Origin of the sequence: Mycobacterium sp. 852013-50091_SCH5140682 (assembly GCF_001665685.1) — a bacterium.
GTDB lineage: Bacteria > Actinomycetota > Actinomycetes > Mycobacteriales > Mycobacteriaceae > Mycobacterium.
Genome location: NZ_LZTB01000051.1, coordinates 1 through 19744 on the forward strand (window position 1 = coordinate 1; position 19744 = coordinate 19744).

General features: G+C 67.1%; 24 protein-coding genes and 2 tRNA genes. 14 read left to right on the forward strand and 12 right to left on the reverse strand.

Features of this window, described 5'->3' with window-relative positions; genetic code table 11:
* On the reverse strand, positions 1-787 hold a 787-nt coding region (locus A5784_RS15805), incomplete at its 3' end, for an AfsR/SARP family transcriptional regulator (protein ID WP_197514765.1).
* Between the two features lie 52 nt (positions 788-839).
* On the opposite strand from A5784_RS15805, the gene A5784_RS15810 reads away from it, so the two are divergent.
* Positions 840-1187, forward strand: coding sequence for a DUF2200 domain-containing protein (locus A5784_RS15810; protein ID WP_064945863.1), 348 nt, complete (start codon positions 840-842; stop codon positions 1185-1187).
* A gap of 117 nt (positions 1188-1304) precedes the next feature.
* Here the strand turns inward: A5784_RS15810 and A5784_RS15815 are convergent, their stop codons facing one another.
* Positions 1305-1676, reverse strand: coding sequence for a YidH family protein (locus A5784_RS15815; RefSeq protein WP_156750592.1), 372 nt, complete (start codon positions 1674-1676; stop codon positions 1305-1307).
* 100 nt (positions 1677-1776) lie between these two features.
* Complete coding sequence (locus A5784_RS15820; RefSeq protein WP_064945865.1) at positions 1777-2886, reverse strand: GGDEF domain-containing protein; 1110 nt, start codon at positions 2884-2886, stop codon at positions 1777-1779.
* A 220-nt stretch (positions 2887-3106) separates the two neighbouring features.
* On the opposite strand from A5784_RS15820, the gene A5784_RS15825 reads away from it, so the two are divergent.
* Genes A5784_RS15825 through A5784_RS15835 form a run of 3 tightly spaced genes read left to right on the forward strand, consistent with a single transcriptional unit; the run spans position 3107 to position 5045 of the window.
* Positions 3107-3985 carry a TIGR04222 domain-containing membrane protein gene (locus A5784_RS15825; RefSeq protein WP_197514766.1) on the forward strand — a complete coding sequence of 293 codons (879 nt, stop codon included), beginning with the start codon at positions 3107-3109 and terminating at the stop codon, positions 3983-3985.
* Between the two features lie 23 nt (positions 3986-4008).
* Entirely contained in the window at positions 4009-4848 is an 840-nt protein-coding gene (locus A5784_RS15830) for an MbnB/TglH/ChrH family RiPP precursor modification enzyme (protein WP_064945878.1), read from the forward strand.
* On the forward strand, positions 4845-5045 hold the full coding sequence (locus A5784_RS15835) for an SCO6045 C-terminal-like domain-containing protein (protein WP_064945866.1): 201 nt from the start codon (positions 4845-4847) through the stop codon (positions 5043-5045). Before A5784_RS15830 ends, A5784_RS15835 begins: the two co-directional genes overlap by 4 nt.
* Before the next feature lie 11 nt (positions 5046-5056).
* Here the strand turns inward: A5784_RS15835 and A5784_RS15840 are convergent, their stop codons facing one another.
* Positions 5057-5476, reverse strand: coding sequence for a DUF5313 domain-containing protein (locus A5784_RS15840; protein WP_064945867.1), 420 nt, complete (start codon positions 5474-5476; stop codon positions 5057-5059).
* A 68-nt stretch (positions 5477-5544) separates the two neighbouring features.
* On the opposite strand from A5784_RS15840, the gene A5784_RS15845 reads away from it, so the two are divergent.
* Entirely contained in the window at positions 5545-5922 is a 378-nt protein-coding gene (locus A5784_RS15845; protein WP_232006068.1) for an ArsR/SmtB family transcription factor, read from the forward strand.
* A 67-nt stretch (positions 5923-5989) separates the two neighbouring features.
* The gene (locus A5784_RS15850) at positions 5990-6412 is read left to right on the forward strand and encodes an FHA domain-containing protein (RefSeq protein WP_064945868.1); all 423 of its coding nucleotides are present in this window, start codon (positions 5990-5992) and stop codon (positions 6410-6412) included.
* On the opposite strand, the gene pdxR is transcribed toward A5784_RS15850, so the two are convergent.
* Positions 6401-7798: a MocR-like pyridoxine biosynthesis transcription factor PdxR gene (gene pdxR, locus A5784_RS15855; RefSeq protein WP_082944873.1), complete on the reverse strand. Its 1398-nt coding sequence runs from the start codon at positions 7796-7798 to the stop codon at positions 6401-6403. The genes A5784_RS15850 and pdxR overlap by 12 nt on opposite strands.
* Before the next feature lie 47 nt (positions 7799-7845).
* Between pdxR and A5784_RS15860 the strand changes: the two genes are divergently transcribed.
* Entirely contained in the window at positions 7846-8256 is a 411-nt protein-coding gene (locus A5784_RS15860) for a hypothetical protein (RefSeq protein WP_064945869.1), read from the forward strand.
* Positions 8240-9166: an NAD-dependent epimerase/dehydratase family protein gene (locus tag A5784_RS15865; protein WP_232006071.1), complete on the forward strand. Its 927-nt coding sequence runs from the start codon at positions 8240-8242 to the stop codon at positions 9164-9166. The genes A5784_RS15860 and A5784_RS15865 overlap by 17 nt, the downstream gene beginning before the upstream one ends.
* On the opposite strand, the gene A5784_RS15870 is transcribed toward A5784_RS15865, so the two are convergent.
* On the reverse strand, positions 9153-9968 hold the full coding sequence (locus A5784_RS15870) for a crotonase/enoyl-CoA hydratase family protein (protein ID WP_064945881.1): 816 nt from the start codon (positions 9966-9968) through the stop codon (positions 9153-9155). The two genes, A5784_RS15865 and A5784_RS15870, sit on opposite strands and share 14 nt — an antisense overlap.
* Before the next feature lie 10 nt (positions 9969-9978).
* Positions 9979-10647, reverse strand: coding sequence for a TetR/AcrR family transcriptional regulator C-terminal domain-containing protein (locus A5784_RS15875; RefSeq protein WP_064945882.1), 669 nt, complete (start codon positions 10645-10647; stop codon positions 9979-9981).
* A gap of 105 nt (positions 10648-10752) precedes the next feature.
* On the opposite strand from A5784_RS15875, the gene A5784_RS15880 reads away from it, so the two are divergent.
* Positions 10753-11298, forward strand: a complete 546-nt coding sequence (locus tag A5784_RS15880; RefSeq protein ID WP_064945871.1) for a TIGR03086 family metal-binding protein — start codon at positions 10753-10755, stop codon at positions 11296-11298.
* On the opposite strand, the gene A5784_RS15885 is transcribed toward A5784_RS15880, so the two are convergent.
* Positions 11295-11768: a DUF4334 domain-containing protein gene (locus A5784_RS15885; RefSeq protein ID WP_064945872.1), complete on the reverse strand. Its 474-nt coding sequence runs from the start codon at positions 11766-11768 to the stop codon at positions 11295-11297. The two genes, A5784_RS15880 and A5784_RS15885, sit on opposite strands and share 4 nt — an antisense overlap.
* Positions 11765-12820: a histidinol-phosphate transaminase gene (gene hisC / locus A5784_RS15890; RefSeq protein ID WP_064945873.1), complete on the reverse strand. Its 1056-nt coding sequence runs from the start codon at positions 12818-12820 to the stop codon at positions 11765-11767. Before hisC ends, A5784_RS15885 begins: the two co-directional genes overlap by 4 nt.
* Before the next feature lie 126 nt (positions 12821-12946).
* On the opposite strand from hisC, the gene A5784_RS15895 reads away from it, so the two are divergent.
* Together A5784_RS15895 and A5784_RS15900 are read left to right on the forward strand one after the other, a co-directional pair.
* Positions 12947-13038 (forward strand) — tRNA-Ser (locus tag A5784_RS15895).
* 37 nt (positions 13039-13075) lie between these two features.
* A tRNA-Arg gene (locus A5784_RS15900) sits at positions 13076-13151 on the forward strand.
* A gap of 46 nt (positions 13152-13197) precedes the next feature.
* On the opposite strand, the gene ponA2 is transcribed toward A5784_RS15900, so the two are convergent.
* Positions 13198-15654, reverse strand: coding sequence for a transglycosylase/D,D-transpeptidase PonA2 (ponA2, locus tag A5784_RS15905; RefSeq protein ID WP_064945874.1), 2457 nt, complete (start codon positions 15652-15654; stop codon positions 13198-13200).
* A 68-nt stretch (positions 15655-15722) separates the two neighbouring features.
* Positions 15723-16352 carry a TetR/AcrR family transcriptional regulator gene (locus tag A5784_RS15910; RefSeq protein ID WP_064945875.1) on the reverse strand — a complete coding sequence of 210 codons (630 nt, stop codon included), beginning with the start codon at positions 16350-16352 and terminating at the stop codon, positions 15723-15725.
* A 53-nt stretch (positions 16353-16405) separates the two neighbouring features.
* Here A5784_RS15910 and A5784_RS15915 point away from each other — a divergent pair, with 53 nt between their 5' ends.
* The 3 genes from A5784_RS15915 to A5784_RS15925 are packed head-to-tail and all read left to right on the forward strand — an operon-like array spanning position 16406 to position 19552.
* Entirely contained in the window at positions 16406-17326 is a 921-nt protein-coding gene (locus tag A5784_RS15915; RefSeq protein WP_232006072.1) for an AurF N-oxygenase family protein, read from the forward strand.
* A 44-nt stretch (positions 17327-17370) separates the two neighbouring features.
* Positions 17371-18126: a DUF4873 domain-containing protein gene (locus A5784_RS15920; RefSeq protein ID WP_064945876.1), complete on the forward strand. Its 756-nt coding sequence runs from the start codon at positions 17371-17373 to the stop codon at positions 18124-18126.
* Positions 18127-18133: 7 nt separating this feature from the next.
* Positions 18134-19552, forward strand: coding sequence for an FAD-dependent oxidoreductase (locus A5784_RS15925; RefSeq protein WP_064945877.1), 1419 nt, complete (start codon positions 18134-18136; stop codon positions 19550-19552).
* A gap of 72 nt (positions 19553-19624) precedes the next feature.
* On the opposite strand, the gene A5784_RS15930 is transcribed toward A5784_RS15925, so the two are convergent.
* On the reverse strand, positions 19625-19744 hold a 120-nt coding region (locus A5784_RS15930; protein WP_197514767.1), incomplete at its 5' end, for an MspA family porin.

The window sequence follows — 19744 nt, forward strand, 5'->3', positions numbered from 1 at the left end:
GATGTGTATAAGCGCTCTGCAGGGCTCGGACCGACTCGCTCGGATCAAGCCCCAACTCGTCGGCCAGTTCGGCTCGCAGCGTCTGCAGCGCGGCAAGCGAATCGGGCAGTCGCCCACAGCGGAACAGGGCGACCGCCCACAGCGACCACCAGCGTTCGTGCAGCGGATTCTCGGCGCACAGGGTCGCGAGCTCACCCACCACCTCGTCGTGTTCGCCGACCGCCAGACCGGCGACGATCCGCAGTTCCCGAGCAGCGGCACGCAGGTCAGCGAGCCGCACCCGCTCCGCGACGGCGTCCGGGGCGTCACCCAGTTCCGGATAGGGTTCGCCGCGCCAGCACAACAGCCGGTCGTCGAGAGCCGCCGCGACCTGCGCGATCTGCTCGGCGGCATGTCCCGCCGCCAACGGACGCTCGAGGTCGACGAGTTCAGTCAACGTGGCGCGCGCCGCGGTCACCGTCTGCTGCAGGGCGACGTCGTCGCGTTCGGCCGCCGGGATGCGCAGCGCGTAGCCGGAATGCTCACGGACCAGTACCGTCGCCGCCTCACGGGGACCGCGCCCAGGTTCCAGGACGCGGCGCAACTTGCCGATATAGCTGTGCAGCGTGGCCGTCGCCGAGGCGGGCGGCGACTCGCCCCACACCCGATCGGCGAGGGTCTCGACCGAGACCCGCTCGCCGTGGGCCAGGGCCAGCGCCGCGACGACGGCGCACTGCCGGGGCGTTCCCAGGTCAACCGGCGCATCGTCCCGCAGGACGCGGATCGGCCCGAGAACAGCCAAATTCACGCCGCCGATGCTACCGCCGGGACCAGCTCGGCCCGCCGGTTAGCCTCGACGCATGGAGCATCGGATCTTCCGAACCAGCGTCGCCTCGGTCTACCCGCTGTACCTCGCGAAGATGGAGCGCAAGGGTCGCACGCAGGCCGAACTCGACGAGGTGATCCGGTGGCTTACCGGTTTCGACGACGCGGCGCTCCGCCGCCACCTCGACAACGAGGCGACGTTCACAGAGTTCTTCGCCGACGCGACACTGAACCCCGACGCCTCGCTCATCACAGGCGTTGTGTGCGGGGTGAAGGTGCAGGAGGTGGAGGACCCGCTGATGCGCAAGATCCGCTACCTCGACAAGCTCGTCGACGAGCTGGCGCGCGGGAAGCCGATAGAGAAGGTGCTCCGCACGGCGTAGAGGGCACGTCCGCAGCCTACGTACCGGCTACCGCGAGAACTTTGACACGACAACGAATTCCGTGCGCTCGATCGACGAACTTGCCATGGCCCCCACCGCTCGTATGCTGGCCGGTCGCTACAGCCGCCAGGCGACGGTGACGAAGGACAGAACGCCCAGCATCGCGATCAGACCGGCCATGATCCCCGCCAGGGAGTACGGCAGGTCCCGGTCTTGGGCGCGCAACGCCGCGAGTTCCTGGCGATGCTGAAACCAGGCCAGTGTCAGCGCGGTCAGCCCGATTCCGATCATCACCATGCCCACGATCCACGGGCTGACCACCGTGCGGTGATTCTGTTCGGCCTGGTACTGGAAGAACTTGAAGATGGTGAAGCCGAACGCGATCAGTGACGTGCTGGTGCGGATCCACGCCATGGTGGTGCGTTCAAGTGCCAGGCGGGTGCGTTCGACCGCGAGCCGGGTCGATGTGTCCATTGGTTGGTCAGCCACGGGACAATGTTCGACGAGTTGGGGCGGATGCGCATGCCATCGAGTGAAATAGCTTGTCAGTCAGAGTGGTTCAAGTTCGCCCTGACGGTCACTGGCACGATCAGAGGTGAACCGTCGCGTTGCCGCCACCGCGCTTCGCGTGGAACATCGCCTGGTCGGCTTCTCGGATCAAGGTGTCGATCCATGTGGCGGGGGTGGCTTCCGAGGTGATGAAGCTGGCGGCATCGGCACTGGTGACTCCGACGCTGGCGGTCACCGGATGATCGGCCGGTGCCGAGACCGCGGATCTGACGCTGTCCAGATCGGACCGGGAGCGACGATTGGAGTCGGTGCGGTCCACGATGACGAACTCCTCGCCACCGATTCGCGCTACGAGCGCGCTGCCTCGGACCGCGGACTTGATCCGGCGTGCGCATCGAACCAGGACTTCGTCGCCGATCGCGTGGCCAAAGGTGTCGTTGATGTGTTTGAAGCGGTCCAGGTCGACCACCATGACGGTGAACTGTGTGCGGGATGTGGTGTCGCGCAGCATTTCCTCGATGTGCAGGTGCAGTCCTCGCCGGTTGAGCAGTCCCGTGAGCGCGTCGGTGACGGATTCGTTGGCGTCGGTGCGTAGTGCCCAGATGCCGAACTGGATGCCCAGTGGTGTCGCGACCACCGGGGCGATCGCGGTGAGGGTGCTGGCGGTGAAAGTCGGCGTGTCGAAGTTGGCGTGGGCGGCGGCTCGCACCGTGAATGCGGTTGCCGACAGCAGGATCCATGCCAGATGGCCCGCAAGGACTTTGGGGCCGTCGAAGAACATCAGATAGACCGAGATCATCGTGAAAGCGTTGAACCCGAACAGGCCGAGCAACCAACTGGCGTCCACTGTCGCGGCGACCGCGATGCCGATGTCGGCGGAGATGACGAAGGCAAGCGACATCCGGCGTGACGGCCAGGGATTCACACACCACGCCACTCCCCAGCCGATTTGCAGTAGGCCGAAGATCCCGACGACGGCAGCTGACGCGGGCGCCGCTGCGAACGGCATCAGGATCGCCAGGGAGATCACACCGTTGAACGTCGTGCCGCACCCGATCAGGGTCCGGATCGCCTCGGACATCGACCGCTTGGCGAAGTACTGCACCTGCGCGGCGTAGTCGACCGGTTCACACCACCAGTCCCGGGCCAGGCGGCGAAAGACTGCGTAGCTCCTCGAATTCGCCAGCAATCCTCACCTCTGTTACCGGACCATGAAACATCCTGTTCCGAGGGAACCGTCACGTTCCGCACCGGGAGTGCAGCAATCCCTCGATGACAATAGCGGAATTGCCAAGCCGGTCGATATGTCGCGTGTCGGCTGTATTCGGGACGGCGAAAGTTGTGACCGGTAGTCTGCGGTACCCGGTCACGATGGCCTGACTCAACCGCACGGGAGGTGCTTGTAGGTGGTGACCGGACCGACGATCGGATATCTGGCCGCGCTTGCTGTGGCCACGCTCTACGGGGTGCTGTGGCGGATCCTCACGACGCCGCGCAAACCCGCGGTGACTCAGCCGATCAGCCCGACGGAGCTGGCCTTCCTGCGCTCGGCGGTCGCCCCGGTGGTGGCCGCGCTGGCGGGTTTACGTGCGGGCGGGCGGATTATCGAGCGGGGACGAGTGGACCACTCCACACCGCTGGGTCCGGAGGCCGACCACTTCACCGTGCAGGTGCTGCACCGGGTGGCCGTCGATCCGAAACACACGGTGCCGAGCCTGTTCGCCGCATCCCAGGATGATCTCGCTGCCCTCGAGGATCGACTGAGCCGACGCGGCCTGATGCGGAGTCGAGCCGAACGGCGTCGGATCCGTTGGGGTGCGGCGCCGGCCGTCGCGGTCTTGGCGATGGGAGTCGGCGCGTGCGCCTATCTGGCGACGCGACTGTCCGAACTGTCCGGTGCAGCGATGTCGTTCGCGGTGCTGCTGACCGCGACGGTGGTGTACGCGGCGGCGGTGCTGCCTTTCCTGCTCAGGGTGGACCGACTTACCGGCGCGGGCCGTCGGCTGCTCGCCGGGGAGCAAAAGCGGCTGGCGTACCTGCGGCCGGCGCAGCGCCCGGCGTTCGGCACGTATGGTCCGGCGGCGGTGGCCTTGTCAGCGGCCCTGTTCGGCACCGGCGCGCTGTGGCTGCTCGACGCCGACTATTCGAGCGCAGTGCAACTGGCGGGGGACTCATCCGCGGGCGGCGGCTCCGACGGAGGCGGATGCGGCGCGTCGTGTGGGGGCGACGGTGGCGGTGGCTGCGGAAGCGGCTGCGGTGGCGGCTGTGGCGGAGGGTGCGGCGGGTGAGCACCGCGCGCCGCAACGTGCCGATGCTCGGCGACGTGGGTATCGGTTGGCGGCGTGAGATCGCCGGAGTGATCGGCGATCTGCGCCCGGGCTTCTGCGAGGTGATCGCCGAGTCCGTACCCGTCCGCCGTGGCAGAGCCCAACCGCACCCGGACCTGGCCGAGTTGGTCTGCGCGGGTGTGCCCGTGGTGCCGCACGGGGTGGCGCTGTCCCTCGGTGGTGCGGAACCGGTGCAGCGCAAACGAATTCAGCACCTGGCGGCCTGCGCTGAGGCACTCAACGCGCCGGTGGTCAGCGAGCACATCGCGTTCGTGCGGGCCGGAGGCGTCGAGGCGGGGCATCTGTTGCCGGTGCCGCGTACCCGGGAGGCGCTGGACGCGTCGGCCGCGAACATCGAGCGCACCCGCCGCGAACTGCCCGTGCCGTTGGCCGTGGAGAACATCGCGGCGTTCGTGGAGTGGCCCGAATCTGACCTCACCGAATCGGAGTTCCTTAGCGAGCTGGTGGAACGTACCGGGGTGCTGCTGGTGCTGGACGTGGCGAATGTCTATGCCAATGCCCGCAACCGGGGCCGTGATCCGCAGCGGGAGCTCGCGCGGTTGCCGGTCGGACAGGTGGCCTACAGCCACGTCGCGGGAGGACACGACGACGGCGCCTTCTATCACGACACCCATACCGCCCGGACTTCGCAGGAGGTGCTGGATTTGGTGACGGCGCTGCGGCAGCGGGTGGACACCCCGTTCATGCTCGAACGTGATGGCCGGTATCCGCCTGCGGCCGAGCTGTTCGACGAACTCGACGCGATCGCCGCGGCGGCCGGTGCCGCGCCGATCACCGCCGGGGCGCGTGAGGTGTGGGTATGACCGGCCCCGGCAGCTTGGCACAGCGGCAGGAAGCGCTGGTGCGCGCATTGGTGGCCGGCGGCCCGGTGCCACCGGGATTCGATCCGCAGGCGGTGGCCGCGGCAGGGGAAGTGTGCCGGCACAAACGCGATGCGCATGCGCTTTCGGTCAGCCGGCGGCCGGGGTGGTGGTCCCGGCTGCGGAAACTACGCCGCTGACGGCGCGGCGGTCAGACGTCGTGGCTGCTGGTCGGGCCGGTGCGGGGCCCGTACCGCTCTTCGTAAGCCCGGTGGATGTGGGCGTTCTTCTTCCGGGAGAGCTCGTCGACGAGGCCAGGGTTGAGGCCGTGCTTGGCGAGCATGTGGCGCCGCCACACCTTGTTCAGGGCATGGGAGAAGTACACGAACGGGATGAAGATCGGCACCGTCATGCTCGCGTGCAGGTACAGCGACATCGGGATGAACCAGATGGGCGCCAGAACCAGGACCGCGGGGATTGCCACCCGGACCATCATTCGGACGGTGGCACCGGGTCCTGCCAGGTCGTTGGCGACCCAGTCACGCATCGAATCAGGTAGTCGTCTGCCGTAGCAGTACGCGACATACTGGAGTGGGGCCGGTTTCGTACGCGGGGTGTGGCCGGTGGGCATTGGGGAAGGGTATCGCTCGATATGATGGATTGCGAGTTTTCTCAATTCATCAATAACGGAGGCTAACGGTGGTGGACAGTATCCTTGACGGTCCCGACCGGCCGCTGTACGAGATCAAGGCCAATCTGTTCAAGGCCCTCGCGCATCCGGCGCGGATCCGTGTTCTGGAGATTTTGTCCACGAGTGAGGGCCCCACGCCCGTGAGTGAAATACTGACCGCCACCGACCTCGAACCGACCCTGCTCTCCCAGCATCTCTCGGTGCTCAAGCGGCACCACGTCGTCAGGGGGCACCGCGCGGGCAACGCGGTGTTCTACACGCTTGCGCATCCCAAGATCGCCGAACTGTTGCTCATCGCCCGGACGTTTCTCGCTGATACCCTTGCCGCCCAACGCGATCGCCTCGACGCCGTCGAGTCGCTACCGCCTATCGGTACGCCCCGATAGGAGCCGGGCCCGCCATCCCCGGTATCCGGGGAATGTCCCCATACTCAACGACACTGAGGAACCCGACATGAGCCAAGCCGATCCGTCACGGAAGCCGGATGAGGACGTCACCGCGGTGCACCACGCTCTTTCCGAGCCTGCGGCCGAACCCAGCCCGCCCAGGGCGCCGGCGGCTGAGGGCGCATTCCTCGGCTCCGGTGTCCTCGCCGTCACGCGCGGACCGATCGTCGGTGCTCAGTTCATCCTGACCCAGCCGGTCACCGCCGCCGGTCGCCATCCCAACAGTGATGTGTTCCTCGACGACATCACCGTCAGTCGTCACCATGCCGAATTCCGTTGGCTCGACGACGAATACTGGATCGTCGACACCGGGAGCCTCAACGGCACCTTCGTCAATCGCGTTCAGGTGCAGTCTCTGCCGCTGTCGAACGGCGACCAGATCCAGATCGGCAAGTTCCGCCTCACCTTCACCTACCATCTACTGCCCTGACACGGCCGATACGGCCTGGCTCAGCGCTTGCACGCCCGTGATGATCTGCGATTCAGGCAAGTTGGCGTAACCGAGGATGAGTCCCGGTGGAGCCGTCGCCGGATCGGCATAGCAGGGTGCCAGCGGCTCGACCCGGATCCGCATGGCCGTGGCCTGTTGGATCAATGTGTCGATCGGAAAACCTGCCGGGAATCGGACGGTCAGATGCACCCCGGCGGCCGCGCCCAGCACGGTGGCCTGCGGCAGGTACTCGGCCAACGCCAGCATCATGGTGTTGCGCCGCGCCAGGTAGCGGCGTCGCATCTGCCGCAGATGCCGATCGTAGTCACCGGACGCGAGAAACCTGGCGAACGCGATCTGGTCCATCACCGAACTACCGGTGTCAGCAAGACTTTTCGCGGTGCGGATGGGCGCGACGAGCGATTCCGGTAGCACCATCCAACCGATTCTCAGACCAGGCGCAAGCGTTTTGCTCGTCGATCCTAGGTACACCACGCGGTCGGGTGCCACGCCTTGGAACGCGCCGACCGGGGCCCGGTCGTAACGGTATTCGGCGTCGTAGTCGTCTTCGATGACCAGGCCTCCGCCGCGCACCCATTCCAGCAGCGCGGTGCGCCGCGCGGCGGACAACACGACGCCCGTCGGCGATTGGTGGGCCGGCGTGGTCAGCACGGTGTCGGCCTGGCTGTCGGCCAGCGCGTCGACGTCGAGCCCCTGCCCGTCGATGCGGACGGGTGTCGGCTCGATTCCGTTGCGGCGAAACACCATTCGGTGTAGCCAGAAGCCGGGGTCCTCCATGGCGACTGCGCCGTCGAGGCATTGGGCCAGCAGGGCGACGGCCTGGGTTGCCCCGGAGCACAGCACGATTCGCCGGGGATCGGCGACAACGCCGCGGGTGCGGCGCAGGTAGTCGGCAACGGCCGTGCGTGCTGCGGGCAGCCCGTGCGGATGTACGTAACCGAATGCGCTGGACTCGATGTCTGCCAGTCCCTGACGCAGCGCCCGGAGCCAGGCCTGGCGTGGGAAGCTCGCGAGATCCGGTGCACCAGGCGCGAAGTCGACGTCGTAGCGGTGCTTTGACTCGGCGGACGTTTCTCGTGCTCCGGACACCGATGTCACGTCGGCGACGCGGGTACCCGCGCCCTGGGTGCTGTGCAGGAACCCCTCAGCGGTGAGCTGGCCGTAGGCATCGACCACCAGTCGCCGGGACACCCCCAGATCGACGGCCAGCACCCGGGTCGACGGCATCCGGGCGCCCGGCGCCAGGCGTCCGGCGCGGATGGCGGCGCGCAGACCGTCGGCGAGTTGACGGTGCAGCGGATCGCGGCGGGAGCGGTCGAGGACGACAAGCAGCTCGGGCCCGGAAGTGGTACCCGAAACTGTCATGGAAGTGGAGCCTACTCTGAGACCACTGCGGGTCTAGCGTAGTTGGCATGGTCAGTACAGCGGCTCGCACCCGTTCGCGGTACGCCGAGGTGGTCCTCGCGGTGTTCGGGACCTATTCGGTGCTGCTCGGCCTGTTCATGCTCGCGGCGCCGGGCGCGTTCTTCGACACATTGGGAGCCTTCGGGGTCCGCAACGACCACTACATATTCGACAACGCGTCGTTCGAGTTGCCGCTCGGCCTGCTCATGCTGGGTGCCCTGCGCTGGCCGCGGTGGCGGGTGCCGACGTTGGCCTTCGCGACCGCGCACTGGGCCCTTCACGCGCTGAGCCATCTGGTCGACCCCCACCACGCGGCGGGCACCTGGGTCGGCTGGTTGGAGGCGGCGGGTTTGGTGTTGACCACCGTGCTGCTGGCAATGGCGTTGCGCGCCGGCATGTCCGATGACAGGAGGCAGTGAGATGCGGGTCCTGGTGGCCGGCGCGACCAGCGTTCCGGGCGTTCCGTTGCTGCGTGAACTCGGCGAGCGCGGCCACGAGGTGATCGGCGTGACCCGTTCGCCGGCGAAGGCGCATGAGATCTCTGCGCACGGTGCCAAACCAGTGGTCGCCGATGTCCTCGACACAGCCCAGATCACTGCGGTGGTCCACGAATTCACGCCCGATGCGGTGGTGAGCCTGCTGACCACGCTGCCCAAGCTGGGCCCGATCCGGATCAAAGACTTCGAGCCGGCCAAGCGCCTGTGGAGCCGCGGTGCAGGCAATCTGCTGGCCGCCGCCCAGCAGGCCGGGGTGCCGCGGGTGATCGCCGAATCGGTGATCTTCGGTTACGGCTACGGCGCGACCGGACCCGCCCTGATGGATGAAACCGATCCGTATCCGGGTCCGCCGCCCCGCGGGGGAGCGGAGATGCTCGCGGCGCTGCGCGGCATGGAGCGCGCCGTCGTGGGATCGGGCGAGCACAGCGACACCGAGGGAATCGTGTTGCGCTACGGGGTTTTCTACGGGCCCGGGGTCACCCACGACGATCTGTTCCGCAGGCTGGCCCGCTGGTGGGCACTGCCCGCGATGACCGGAACCGGGATCCTGTCCTGGGTGCACATCGACGACGTCGCCAAGGCCACCGCCGACGCCCTGGAGCGGGGGCGCGGCGGCGAGCTCTACAACATCGTCGACGACCGGCCGCAGTCGTTCGGCGACTATGTCCGTGAGCTCAACGCGCGGCTGCACCGGCCGCCGCCCTGGCCGATATCGCACCGGGTGGTCGGGCTGCTCGCGCCGTACCCGGCGACAGCGTTCGGTACCACCTGGCTACCGCTGTCCAACGCGAAAGTCAAGGCCGAACTGGGGTGGACGCCTATTCCCCGGTGAACTGCGGCGGGCGCTTCTGGAACATCGCGGTGACCGCCTCGGCCAGGTCCTTCGACGGCAAAAACGCCGAGTTCCACGCCGCCACGTAGCGCAGACTCTCCGACACCCGGGCGATGCGCTGCTGATCGAGCACGTCCTTGACGCCGGCGACGGTCAGCGGCGGATTGGCCGCGATCTCGGCGGCGGTGGCGTGTGCGGCGGCCAGCGAGGTGTCGGCGTCGGCGTAGACATCGTTGACCAGGCCGATCTTCTCGGCGCGGGCGGCATCGATGTCCTTGCCGGTCAGCACCAGTTCCCGGAGGTGCCCCTCGGACAGGATCAGCGGCAGGCGGGCCAGGCTGCCCACGTCCGCGACGATGGCCAGCTTGGTCTCGCGTACCGAGAACTTCGCGTCAGCGCTGGCGTAGCGGATGTCGGCGGCGCTGATCAGGTCGACACCGCCGCCGATGCACCAGCCGTGGATGGAGGCGACGGTGGGGGTCCGGCTGTCGGCCACCGCGGTGATCGCGGCCTGCATGGCCTGCAACTTCTTGTGGAAGTCGGCACGGGCCTTGGCGCCTGCGTCGAGGCCAGGCAGGGTGGCTCCCATGGCGGGCAGGTCCAGCCCGTAGCTGAAGTTCTTGCCGGAGCCGGTGAGCACGATGGCGCGGACGTCCGCGTCGGCGTCGAGCGCACCGAACACCTCGGGCAGCTCCGCCCAGAACGCAGGCCCCATCGCGTTGCCCTTACCGGGTCCCAGCAGGGTGACCTGGGCGACGTGGTCCTTGATGTCGACGGAAACGGACTCGTACGTGTCAGCCATGTAGAGGACACTACCCAACCGGTCGGTCGGGTCGGGCATTCAGCCGTTGTCGCACGGACGACACCAGCAGATCGAGACCGAATTCGAACTCGGCGTCGTGATCACACGCTGCCAGTTCGTCCGCCGACTCCGCGACGGCGGGCAGGCCCGCGGACAACAGGTCGACGTGCGGACCGGAGATCACCGTCGCCGCGGATCCGTTGGCCGTGACGCCGCTCTCGCGCAGCAACGAACCGACCAGCAATGCGATGTGAGCCCGCATCACGTGCACGGCCAGTGAGCGCTCAAGCCCGGCCCGGCGCAGCGCCCGCAGCGCCAGGTCGACGATCGGCAGCAACCCCGGATGGTCGGGACTGCGCACCAGTAGCAGCGGCGCGCTGCTCGGGTACCGCATGGCCGCGGTGCGAAACGCGTACGACGTTGCACGTACGGCGTCGGGCCAGTCCATGGAGTCGACATCGGGCATCACGACCGAGCCCAGGACGTGGTCGGCCATCGCGTCCAGCACATCGGCCTTGTCGCAGACATGGTGGTACAGCGATGTCGTCTTGACTCCGACGGCCGCGGCGATCCGGTGCAGCGACAGCTTCTCCAGGCCCGCGCTCTCGGCGAGATCCAGTGCAGCCGTGATGATTTCGTCACGGCTGAGCGGACCGCGGAGAGTGGTTCGAGCAGCCATGGCGGCTCCGTCCTGAAGATTGCGGCCGGCGGTGCGCAACGCCCATCGTAAGGTGACGCGCAAAATGCGAGGTCGGTGGCGGCGCGACGGGGGACACTACGCGGTATGGACGAAGTCGAATCTGCCGAAGCCACGCTGGGGGTGTTGGACGCGGTGCTCAGAGGCATCGGCGACGAGGATCTGGCGCGACGGACGCCGTGCCGCGAATTCGACGTGGCCGGGTTGACCGACCACTTGTTGAGCTCCATCACTGCAATCGGTGGCTCCGCGGGCGCCGATATCCCGGCCCGCGACCCGCACGCGCCGCTGCGTGATCAGGTTCTCGCCGCCGCGCGCCCCGCGGTGCTGGCCTGGCGACAGCGCGGGGTCGACGGCACCGTCCCGTTCGGTGCAGGCGAGGCTCCCGCGGCGATGATGGCTCGCATCCTGTCGCTGGAATTCCTGGTCCACGCTTGGGATTACGCCGCAGCCGTGGGAAAGCCCGTCGAGGTGCCCGATGCACGGTCCGAAGCCGTGCTGCACTGGGCGCAGGGCATCATCACGCCCGACGGTCGGGTACGCGCCGGCTTCGACGACCCCATCGAGGTGCCCGCGGACGCGTCGGCGCTGGATCGGCTGCTGGCCTTTACCGGACGCCGACCGACGAGCTAGACGCGTTCCAGGAAGAAATAGAGAAAGCGACCTGTCCCCGAGCTGAAGTCCAGGGCGCCTTTGCCGTTCATGATGCCCATCACGGTCTTGTCGTCGACGACCTTGAAGTGATCGTGCACGGGCTTGCCGTCGTAGACCATGGTGGCCGTCACCTCGCCGCGGAACTCCTCCAGCCACAGGCTGGCCTCACCGTTCATGGCTTCGGTGTTGGAGAACTTGTTACCGTCGCCGTCCAGGCACACCAGCGGCTTCGCGTCCGACGCCGAGTTGAACGTCTTGCCGAACCAGTTGAGGCGCTTCATGAATCCGTTGGCCTTGTGGCCGGTCTGGAATTCCCCGCCCTGCCACTCGCCGAGCATGAAATCGATGCTCGAAGGTGTCAGGACAGCCCACAGTGCGTCGAGTTCGGCGTCGGGGATCTGCCCTTCGCGGTTCTTGAACGCGTCGAACGTATTGCGGGCTTCGGTCATCGTTGTCCTATCCAGCGCGTGGCGAATTCGAGGAACGCGTCGTTTTCGTGCGGGGCGCCGATGGTGACGCGCACACCGTCCTCACCGTACGGGCGGACGACGAGCCGGTTGTCGGCAGCCCGCGCGACGAAGTCGCCGGTGCGCTCGGCCAGCGGCAGCCAGACGAAGTTGGCCTGGGACGCCGGCAATGTGAATCCCGCGTCACGCAGGGCGGTGCTGACCCGGGCGCGTTCGGCGACGACGGTGTCGGTGCGTGCGAGCAGTTCGTCGGCGGCGTCCAGGCATGCGACCGCGGCGGCCTGCGACAGGCTCGTGGCGCTGAACGGCACGTAGACCTTGCCCAGAGCCGTCACGACGTCCGGATCGGCTATGGCGTACCCGACCCGCAGCCCGGCCAGCCCGTAGGCCTTCGAGAACGTGCGGAGCACAACGACGTTGGGATGGGTGCGGGCCAGTCCGAAGCTGTCGGGGGCCAATCCGTCACGGATGTACTCGATGTACGCCTCGTCGAGCACGATCAGGATGTGCGACGGGACCGCGGCGACGAACCGGGCCAGGGCCTCGGGATCGACGACCGTGCTGGTCGGGTTGTTCGGGTTGCAGACGAAGATCAGCCGGGTCCGGTCGGTGATTGCGGCCAGCATGGCATCCAGGTCGTGGGTATGGTCGCGCAGCGCCACCTGCACCGGGATGGCGCCTGCCGTGCGCACCTGCAGCGGATAGACCTCGAAACTGCGCCAGGCGAACAGCACCTCGTCGCCGACCGTGCAGGTGATCTGGATCAACTGCTGGCACAGGCTCACCGAGCCACAGCCCACGGAGATGTGCTCGGGCGTGAAGTCGGTGTGCTTGGCCAGGGCCTCGCGAAGGTCGCGGTAGCCGTTGTCGGGGTACCGGTTGAGGTTGTCCATCGCCTCGGTGATCGCGGTCCGCACGCTGGGCAGTGGGCCGTGGACGGTTTCGTTGCTGGCGATCTTGATGGCGCCGGGAACCGTCTTGCCGGGTGTGTAGGCGGGGATCTGGTCCAGCACGGGGCGCAAACGGGCGGTCACCCGACCAGCATAGGGCGGCCGAAAAGCCGCTTTGCTTCTAGCGGTCAGGCATGTGTAGGCTGTGCCCTCGGCGGTTCCGGGGACAGTCTGAAAGCCAGATCGGGTCCGGTACGCTCAAGAAGTTCAGGAGGCGTGCCAGAGCGGCCGAATGGGACTCACTGCTAATGAGTTGTCCCCTTTACGGGGGACCGGAGGTTCAAATCCTCTCGCCTCCGCCACGGCTGGAACGTCAGCCGTACAACTGAATACGTGCACGCGCCCGTAGCTCAACGGATAGAGCATCTGACTACGGATCAGAAGGTTAGGGGTTCGAATCCCTTCGGGCGCACCACCGACATCCGTTCACCCGCAGCAATGAGGGTGAACGGATGTTTTGTTCACGGCGCAGGCGGTGGCGGCTCCGGTGGCGGTGGGGGAGCCGGCGCGGGCAGGGTTATCGGCGGCAGCCCTGGGATCTGGATGACGTTGGGCGGTGGCAGATCGCCGGGTGCAGGTGGTGGCGCCTGTGGCGGGGGAACGTAGACCGGCGGCGGTGGTGGCACATACCCCGTGCTGGTGTTGATCGTGATGATCGAGCCGGGAATGGTCGTGCCGCTGGGGGTCGTCCCAACCACGGAACCTCGCGTGGCTTCGCTGTTCACCTGGACGGGTTGGTCGGCGACTCGGAAGCCGGCGTCTTGGAGGCGCTTGCGTGCCTCGTCGAGTTTCATACCGCTCACACTGGGCACCTGGCCGCCGGGGCCACCGTCGACATAGCGCGGGTCGACAGGGGGTAATGCGACGGGACCGAAGTCGTTGGCGAGTGGGCTCATTGCCGCGTACCACGTCAGGGCAGGCTCGGTGCCGCCGAACAAGTTCCCGTCGCTGCATTTACGCAAGGGGTAGGAGCACAAACCGGACGGCGTGGCGGAGTCGTCGAAGATGTAGTTCGCCGCGGCATACCGGTTGGTGAAGCCGAGGAACGCCGACGACCGGTGGGCTTCGGTGGTGCCGGTCTTCGCGGACATCGGCAGTTTCCAGCTGACCGAGCTCGCCGCGCCGGCAGCGGTTCCGTTGACGGCGTCCTTGCTGAGCGCGTTGGCCAAAGTGTTGGCCAGGCCCTCGGGGACCACTTGTTCGCAGGGGGCTGCCGTGACGGTCACTTCACGGCCGTTGCGGTCGAAGATCTTGTCGATGGGGTTCGGTGGACACCAGGTGCCGCCTGACGCCAATGTTGCCCCCACATTGGACAGCTCGAGCGCGTTGAGTTCGAGCGGACCGAGTGTGAAGGATCCGATGTTCTGCCGCTTGACGTAATCGGCGATGCTGTCGTTCGGGTCGGAGGTGTATGCGCCCGCGCTGCCGGGCTCGGCATAGGTTCTCATGCCCAGTCGGACGGCCATGTCGACGGCGTGCGGCACCCCGATCTGCGAGATGAGTTTGGCGAAAGCGGTATTGGGTGACTGGGCCAGTGCGTCGGTGACGCTCAGCGGGCTGCGGTAGGGCCTGACGTTCGTCACACACCAGGTTTCCTTGGGGCACCCGGGCGCGGCGCTGTCGCCCAGCCCCTTGCCCAGAAACGTTTGGGGGACATCGAGTTGGGTGTTGATCCCCATGCCCATCTCGAGTGCGGCGGCGGTGGTGAAGATCTTGAAGATCGATCCGGCGCCGTCACCGACCAGGGAGAACGGCTGGGGCCGCACCGTCTGATTGGCGTCGAGGTCGAGGCCGTAGGCGCGGCTGTCGGCCATTGCGACGAGCCGGTGCGTGTCCTTGCCGGGAAGGATGACGCTCATCACGCTCGCGACGCCGTAGGTGTCCGGGCTGGCCCGCTTGTCGATCGCCGATTTGACGCTGTCTTGCACTTTGGCGTCGAGCGTGGTGCGGATCAGATAACCGTTGCGCGCAATGTCTTCCACAGTCAGACCCGCGCGCGCCAGGTATTGCAGGACGTACTCGCAGAAGAAGGCGCGGTCGGCGGCGGCGATGCATCCCTGTGGCAGCGGGTCTGCCTGCGGCAGCACGCCCAACGGCGTGTTCTTGGCGGCGCGGAGTTCATCGGCCCGGTCCGGCAGGTATTCGATCAAGGTGTCGAGCACAGTGTTGCGCCGGGCAAGGGCGCCGTCGGGGTTGCTGTACGGGTTGAGGGTGCTGGTGGACCGCACCAGGCCTGCCAGCAGCGCGGCCTGCGGCCAATTGAGTTGTGCGGCGTCGACACCGAAGTAGGTGCGCGCCGCGTCCTGGACGCCGAAGGAGCCGTTGCCGAACGACACCAGGTTCAGATAGCGGGTCAGGATCTGTTCTTTGGAGAGCGCCTTGTCCAAGGCCAGCGCTATCCGCATCTCGCGCAGCTTGCGCGCGGGGGTGACCTCGACGGCGGTCCGACGCTCCGCGTCTGTTTTCGCCGTGACAAGAAGGTTGTAGTTCTTGACGTACTGCTGCTCGATGGTCGATCCGCCGCGCACGTCCTCGACTCCCCGCAGATAACCGAACAGCCCGTTGAGGGTGCCCTGGAGGTCCACCCCGTTGTGTTCGGTGAAGCGCTTGTCCTCGACCGAGACGATCGCCAACTTCATGGTGTTGGCGATTTGATCGCTGCGCACCACCCACCGACGCTGGTCGTAGAGCCAAGCGATCGGTGTTCCTGCGGAGTCGACCATGGTGGTGACGATCGGGGCCTCACCGTCGAGCACTTCCGAGGAGTCCTGTGCCACCGCGTCGGAGAGCCGTCCCGCGAACATGCCTGCGCCACCGACAGCGGGAAACAGCAACGCCGCCACGAGCAGACCGGCCAGCATGCAGAGCAAGGCCAGCCGCGCAACCGTGGCCCGCTTCCGCGGGCCCTGGTCGGACATAGATACAGCGTATGGTCATGCGCTCCGGAATTTGACGAAACGTGCTGTCTCCGCCGCCTTCCGGGCGGTCAGGTGTTCAGCTCGGTTTGGGCCTCGACGAGTTCCGGCCGCATCGAGCGCAGCACCGGCAGCAGGAAGGTGCGGGCATAGTTCTCCGGGCCGTCGGGTGCGTCGATGTTCACCGCGCCACCCGGGATGAGGATCAGTGAGTGGATGGCGCGCGAGAGGTACTCGGCGAAGGGTGCCCGCGCGGCCTGGGGGAGGTCCTCGTGGTCGAAGGTCGAGTCGACGAAGCCGCGGGCCAGGTTGAGCGCCATGCTGTCCTCGGCGATCAGATAGGGCAGCAGTACCTCGGGGTTGACGCGGAGCACCGTGGTGAGTGCGGGGTGGTGCCGCAGCAGTCGGTAGGCCTGGGCGAACCCGTGGACCAGTCGGTCCTCGGAGTCCTCGTACCGGTCGACGACCTCTTGAATGCCTGCGAAGTAGCGCGCTAGTTCGCTCTGCACCAGCGCGCTGATCAGGGCGTCGCGGCCTTTGAAGTAGAGGTACAGCGTGGCCCGGCCGATCTTGGCCTGTCGAGCGATCTCCTCCATCGAGAACTTGCGCAAACCGGTGATCGCGGCCAGTTGCAGCGCCCCAGCCAGGATCCGTTCGCGGGTGTCGGCCGAGTAGGCGCTGGTCGCGGGCCGTCGCTTCACGAGTTGATTCTAGACATAGACAGAAAGACAAGAACTGTCTAACCTTCCAAACCATGACAGTGTTGTCCAAGATGTCCGACATACCGGGCTACGAAGCTCAGCGGCAGGGGATGGCCGACCGCCTGATCGGCGGCTCGATGCGACGGTCCTACAACTCGGAAATCGATATCGACTGGGACGCCCCGCAAGATCCGGACCTCTTCTATCTCCCGCCCGAAGGGGTGTCGCTCTACGGCACGCCGATCTGGGAACAGATGAGCCACCGCGAACGCGTCGAGCTGTCCCGGCAAGAGGCGGCCAACCTGCTCAGCCGCGGCGTGTGGTTCGAGAACACCCTCAACCAGGGCCTGCTGCGGGCGATGCTGTATCAGGACCCGACCTCCCGCAATGTGCACTATGCGCTGACCGAGATCGGCGACGAGACCCGCCACATGATCATGTTCGGCCGCACCATCAGCGCCATCGGCGCTCGGCCGTACCGGTTGTCGAAGCTTCAGGCCTTCAGCGTGCAGCGGTTGCCGTCGCTCTACAAAGGTCTGCTGCTGTGGGGCGCCGCCCTGTGCGGTGAGGAACTGCTCGACGATCTGCAGCGCCGCTTCGCCCACCACCCGCAGCTGCAGCCGATCATGGCGCAGGTGTTCCGCATCCATATCGCCGAGGAAGCGCGGCATATCCGCTATGCGCGCGAGGGCGTTCTGCGCCGGCTGCAGCACTCGAGGTGGTGGGAGCGGCGACTTGCCAAGGACCTCAACGGTATCGCTGCCTTCGTCATCCGCCGCCTGATGTACGACAAAGAGGTCTACCGGCGCTGCGGTCTGGACGTCAAGGAAGCGATGCGCCAGTCCCGGGCCAACCAGCAGGTCGGCGCGATCCGGCAGGAGTCCTTCCGCAGCCTCTATGAGTTCATGGAGGACAACGGGCTGATGAGCTGGGTTTCCCGCCGCTTCTGGCGCTACTACGGATTCCTGGAGTGAGCCGGCCGGTCGATGTTGCCGTAACAGGTTCGGCGACAACGAGTGTGGCTCGGAAACTGCGAGCTGACGTCGTCCTCGAATCCGCCGACCCGGCGGTGTTCGACGCGGCAACCGACCGTTGGTTGGCCGGGGATGTCGCCGCACGGGTGCTGATCGACACGGCACCGCAAACCGGCATGCGCACAGGCTTGTTGGACGACGATGCGGCGCGGGCTCGGTTCGGGGCGCACCCGTACCTCGGGCTTGCCCGGCACGGCTTCCCCAATCACTTCACGGTCACCGACGAAGATGCCGCCCGCTACGTGTCCTCCTGTCTCACTGCACTGCGGGCGCGGGCCTGCACCCGCATCGAGGTCAAGCCGCACGTGCAGAGTCAGTACAGCCGACAGGTGGATGCCGGCATCGCGCGCCTGCGCCGAAAGGCGCTTCGGACACCGGATCTCGCGGAGTATGAGTTCACCAGCGCGCGCGATCGCGACGAGGAGGACGAGGACTACCGTGGTCCTGCCGTACTGATCGCCGCCGACGGCACCGAGATCGACGTCCAGGCCCATCTGCTGGCGTTGTATCAGCCCGTCGACAACAGGGTGCGGTGGTCGGGACGAATCCAACCGTCTCCTGACCTCGCGCACCTGCACCGCGGCGTCAATCAACCGGTGCAGATCCGCATCGACGGCCGGCCGCCGGTGCCCGCCATCCTGGTCGACCACGACCCGTGGGGTGGTTCACACATTGTCGGCGAAGGACTTTCGCCGTATCCGCTGCCCCTGCTGGCCGAACTGGCCAGGCTCGACGGATAGGACTTTCGTGACATACGTCGTCATCCAGAACTGTTGCAGTGACGCGTCGTGCGTCGTGGTGTGCCCGGTGGGCTGTATCCATCCCACCCCGGACGAACCCGGATTCGCCACGGCCGAGATGCTCTACATCGACCCCGACACCTGCGTGGACTGCGGTGCTTGCGCCGACGCGTGCCCGGTCGACGCGATCCGGCCCGACACCGCATTGTCGGCCGATGACCAGTGGTACACCCGCGTGAATGCCGAGTATTACCAAAGCAATCCGCCCAGTCCCGAGTGGTACCGGCGGCAGCCGCGGCGCATCGCGCGGGTGAGTGCCGACGGGCTGCGGGTCGCTATCGTGGGATCCGGGGCTGCCGGCTTCTACGCCGCCACGGCGTTGCTGCGGCACCCGGGGGTGCGGGTCGACATGTACGAGAAGCTCTCCGCGCCGCACGGGCTGATCCGCTACGGGGTGGCCCCCGACCACCCCGCCACCAAGTCCGTCGCCGGCCAATTCCGTTGGCCTGCCGGGCAACAGAAGCGCTTTGCGCTGCATCTGGGTGTTGAGGTGGGCGGTGCAGGCCTCAGTCACCAAAAGTTGCTGGACGAGCACCACGCCGTCATATACGCGACCGGCTCAGCGGGTGAACGCCGGCTCGACATTCCGGGTGAGGATTTGCCCGGAGTGATCGGGGCGCTGCCGTTCGTGGGGTGGTACAACGGCCATCCCGAGCACGCCCGGCTGGCTCCCGACCTCACAAGCCGGCGCGCCGTGGTCATCGGCAACGGCAACGTCGCACTCGATCTGGCCCGGATCCTGACTGCCGATCCGGATGCGCTGGCGGCCACCGAGATCGCGAAGCCCGCGCTGAGGGCACTGCGAGCCAGCGCCGTGGACGAGGTGGTGATTCTCGGGCGCCGAGGGGCCGCCCACGCCGCCTTCACTACGCCGGAGCTGTACGGGCTGAGTCGGGTTCCCGGGGTCGACGTGGTCGTCGATCCGGAGGATGTGGCCTCCGGTGACGGGCCCAAGCTCGAACTGCTGCGGGAACTTGCCGCGCGGCCGGCCACCGGAGCCAGACGCATCGTCCTGCGGTTCAACGCGGCACCGGTGGAGATCGTCGGCGACGGCGCGGCGGCCGGAGTCCGGTTGAGTGGCGGCGAATTCGTCGAAGCGGGGTTGGTGCTGCGGTCGATCGGATTCGGTGGTGCCACATTCGACGCCGTTGCGGGACGGGTGTCGCCCGGGGTGTACGCGACCGGGTGGGCGCGCCGCGGTCCGACCGGCGGCATCGGCACCAACCGCACGTGTGCGGAGGAAACGGTCGCCACCCTGCTGGCCGATTACGCGGCGGGTGCTTTGCGCGCGCCGCGGCGTTCGGAGCCCGCGGGACGACGGCTGCGCTTGTGGCCGGTCCGATCCCAGGACAGGGTCACGGCATGAAAAAGGTCGACGCGTCACGCTCCAGCTAGGGGAGGAGCGGACGCGCCGACCAAGGCCAGGGTAAACCTGAAATCAGTTCATGTTCCAGGGTTCGCCGTAGGTGGTGACGCTGTCGCCGGTGGAGGCGATCAGGCGGGCGAACGGACGCAGCAGCACGCCGCCGGCCGCGCCGGTGACGGTGCCGTGGGCGTT

Excerpts from the sequence above, each read along its gene's own strand:
- A5784_RS15810 (WP_064945863.1), top strand. The coding sequence starts at position 840 with ATGGAGCATCGGATCTTCCGAACCAGCGTCGCCTCGGTCTACCCGCTG.
- pdxR (WP_082944873.1), bottom strand. The coding sequence starts at position 7,798 with ATGACAGTTTCGGGTACCACTTCCGGGCCCGAGCTGCTTGTCGTCCTC.
- A5784_RS15875 (WP_064945882.1), bottom strand. The coding sequence starts at position 10,647 with ATGGCTGCTCGAACCACTCTCCGCGGTCCGCTCAGCCGTGACGAAATC.
- A5784_RS15870 (WP_064945881.1), bottom strand. The coding sequence starts at position 9,968 with ATGGCTGACACGTACGAGTCCGTTTCCGTCGACATCAAGGACCACGTC.
- A5784_RS15885 (WP_064945872.1), bottom strand. The coding sequence starts at position 11,768 with ATGACCGAAGCCCGCAATACGTTCGACGCGTTCAAGAACCGCGAAGGG.
- A5784_RS15850 (WP_064945868.1), top strand. The coding sequence starts at position 5,990 with ATGAGCCAAGCCGATCCGTCACGGAAGCCGGATGAGGACGTCACCGCG.
- A5784_RS15835 (WP_064945866.1), top strand. The coding sequence starts at position 4,845 with ATGACCGGCCCCGGCAGCTTGGCACAGCGGCAGGAAGCGCTGGTGCGC.
- A5784_RS15860 (WP_064945869.1), top strand. The coding sequence starts at position 7,846 with ATGGTCAGTACAGCGGCTCGCACCCGTTCGCGGTACGCCGAGGTGGTC.
- A5784_RS15865 (WP_232006071.1), top strand. The coding sequence starts at position 8,240 with ATGACAGGAGGCAGTGAGATGCGGGTCCTGGTGGCCGGCGCGACCAGC.
- A5784_RS15915 (WP_232006072.1), top strand. The coding sequence starts at position 16,406 with ATGACAGTGTTGTCCAAGATGTCCGACATACCGGGCTACGAAGCTCAG.
- ponA2 (WP_064945874.1), bottom strand. The coding sequence starts at position 15,654 with ATGTCCGACCAGGGCCCGCGGAAGCGGGCCACGGTTGCGCGGCTGGCC.
- A5784_RS15840 (WP_064945867.1), bottom strand. The coding sequence starts at position 5,476 with ATGCCCACCGGCCACACCCCGCGTACGAAACCGGCCCCACTCCAGTAT.
- A5784_RS15880 (WP_064945871.1), top strand. The coding sequence starts at position 10,753 with ATGGACGAAGTCGAATCTGCCGAAGCCACGCTGGGGGTGTTGGACGCG.
- A5784_RS15830 (WP_064945878.1), top strand. The coding sequence starts at position 4,009 with ATGCTCGGCGACGTGGGTATCGGTTGGCGGCGTGAGATCGCCGGAGTG.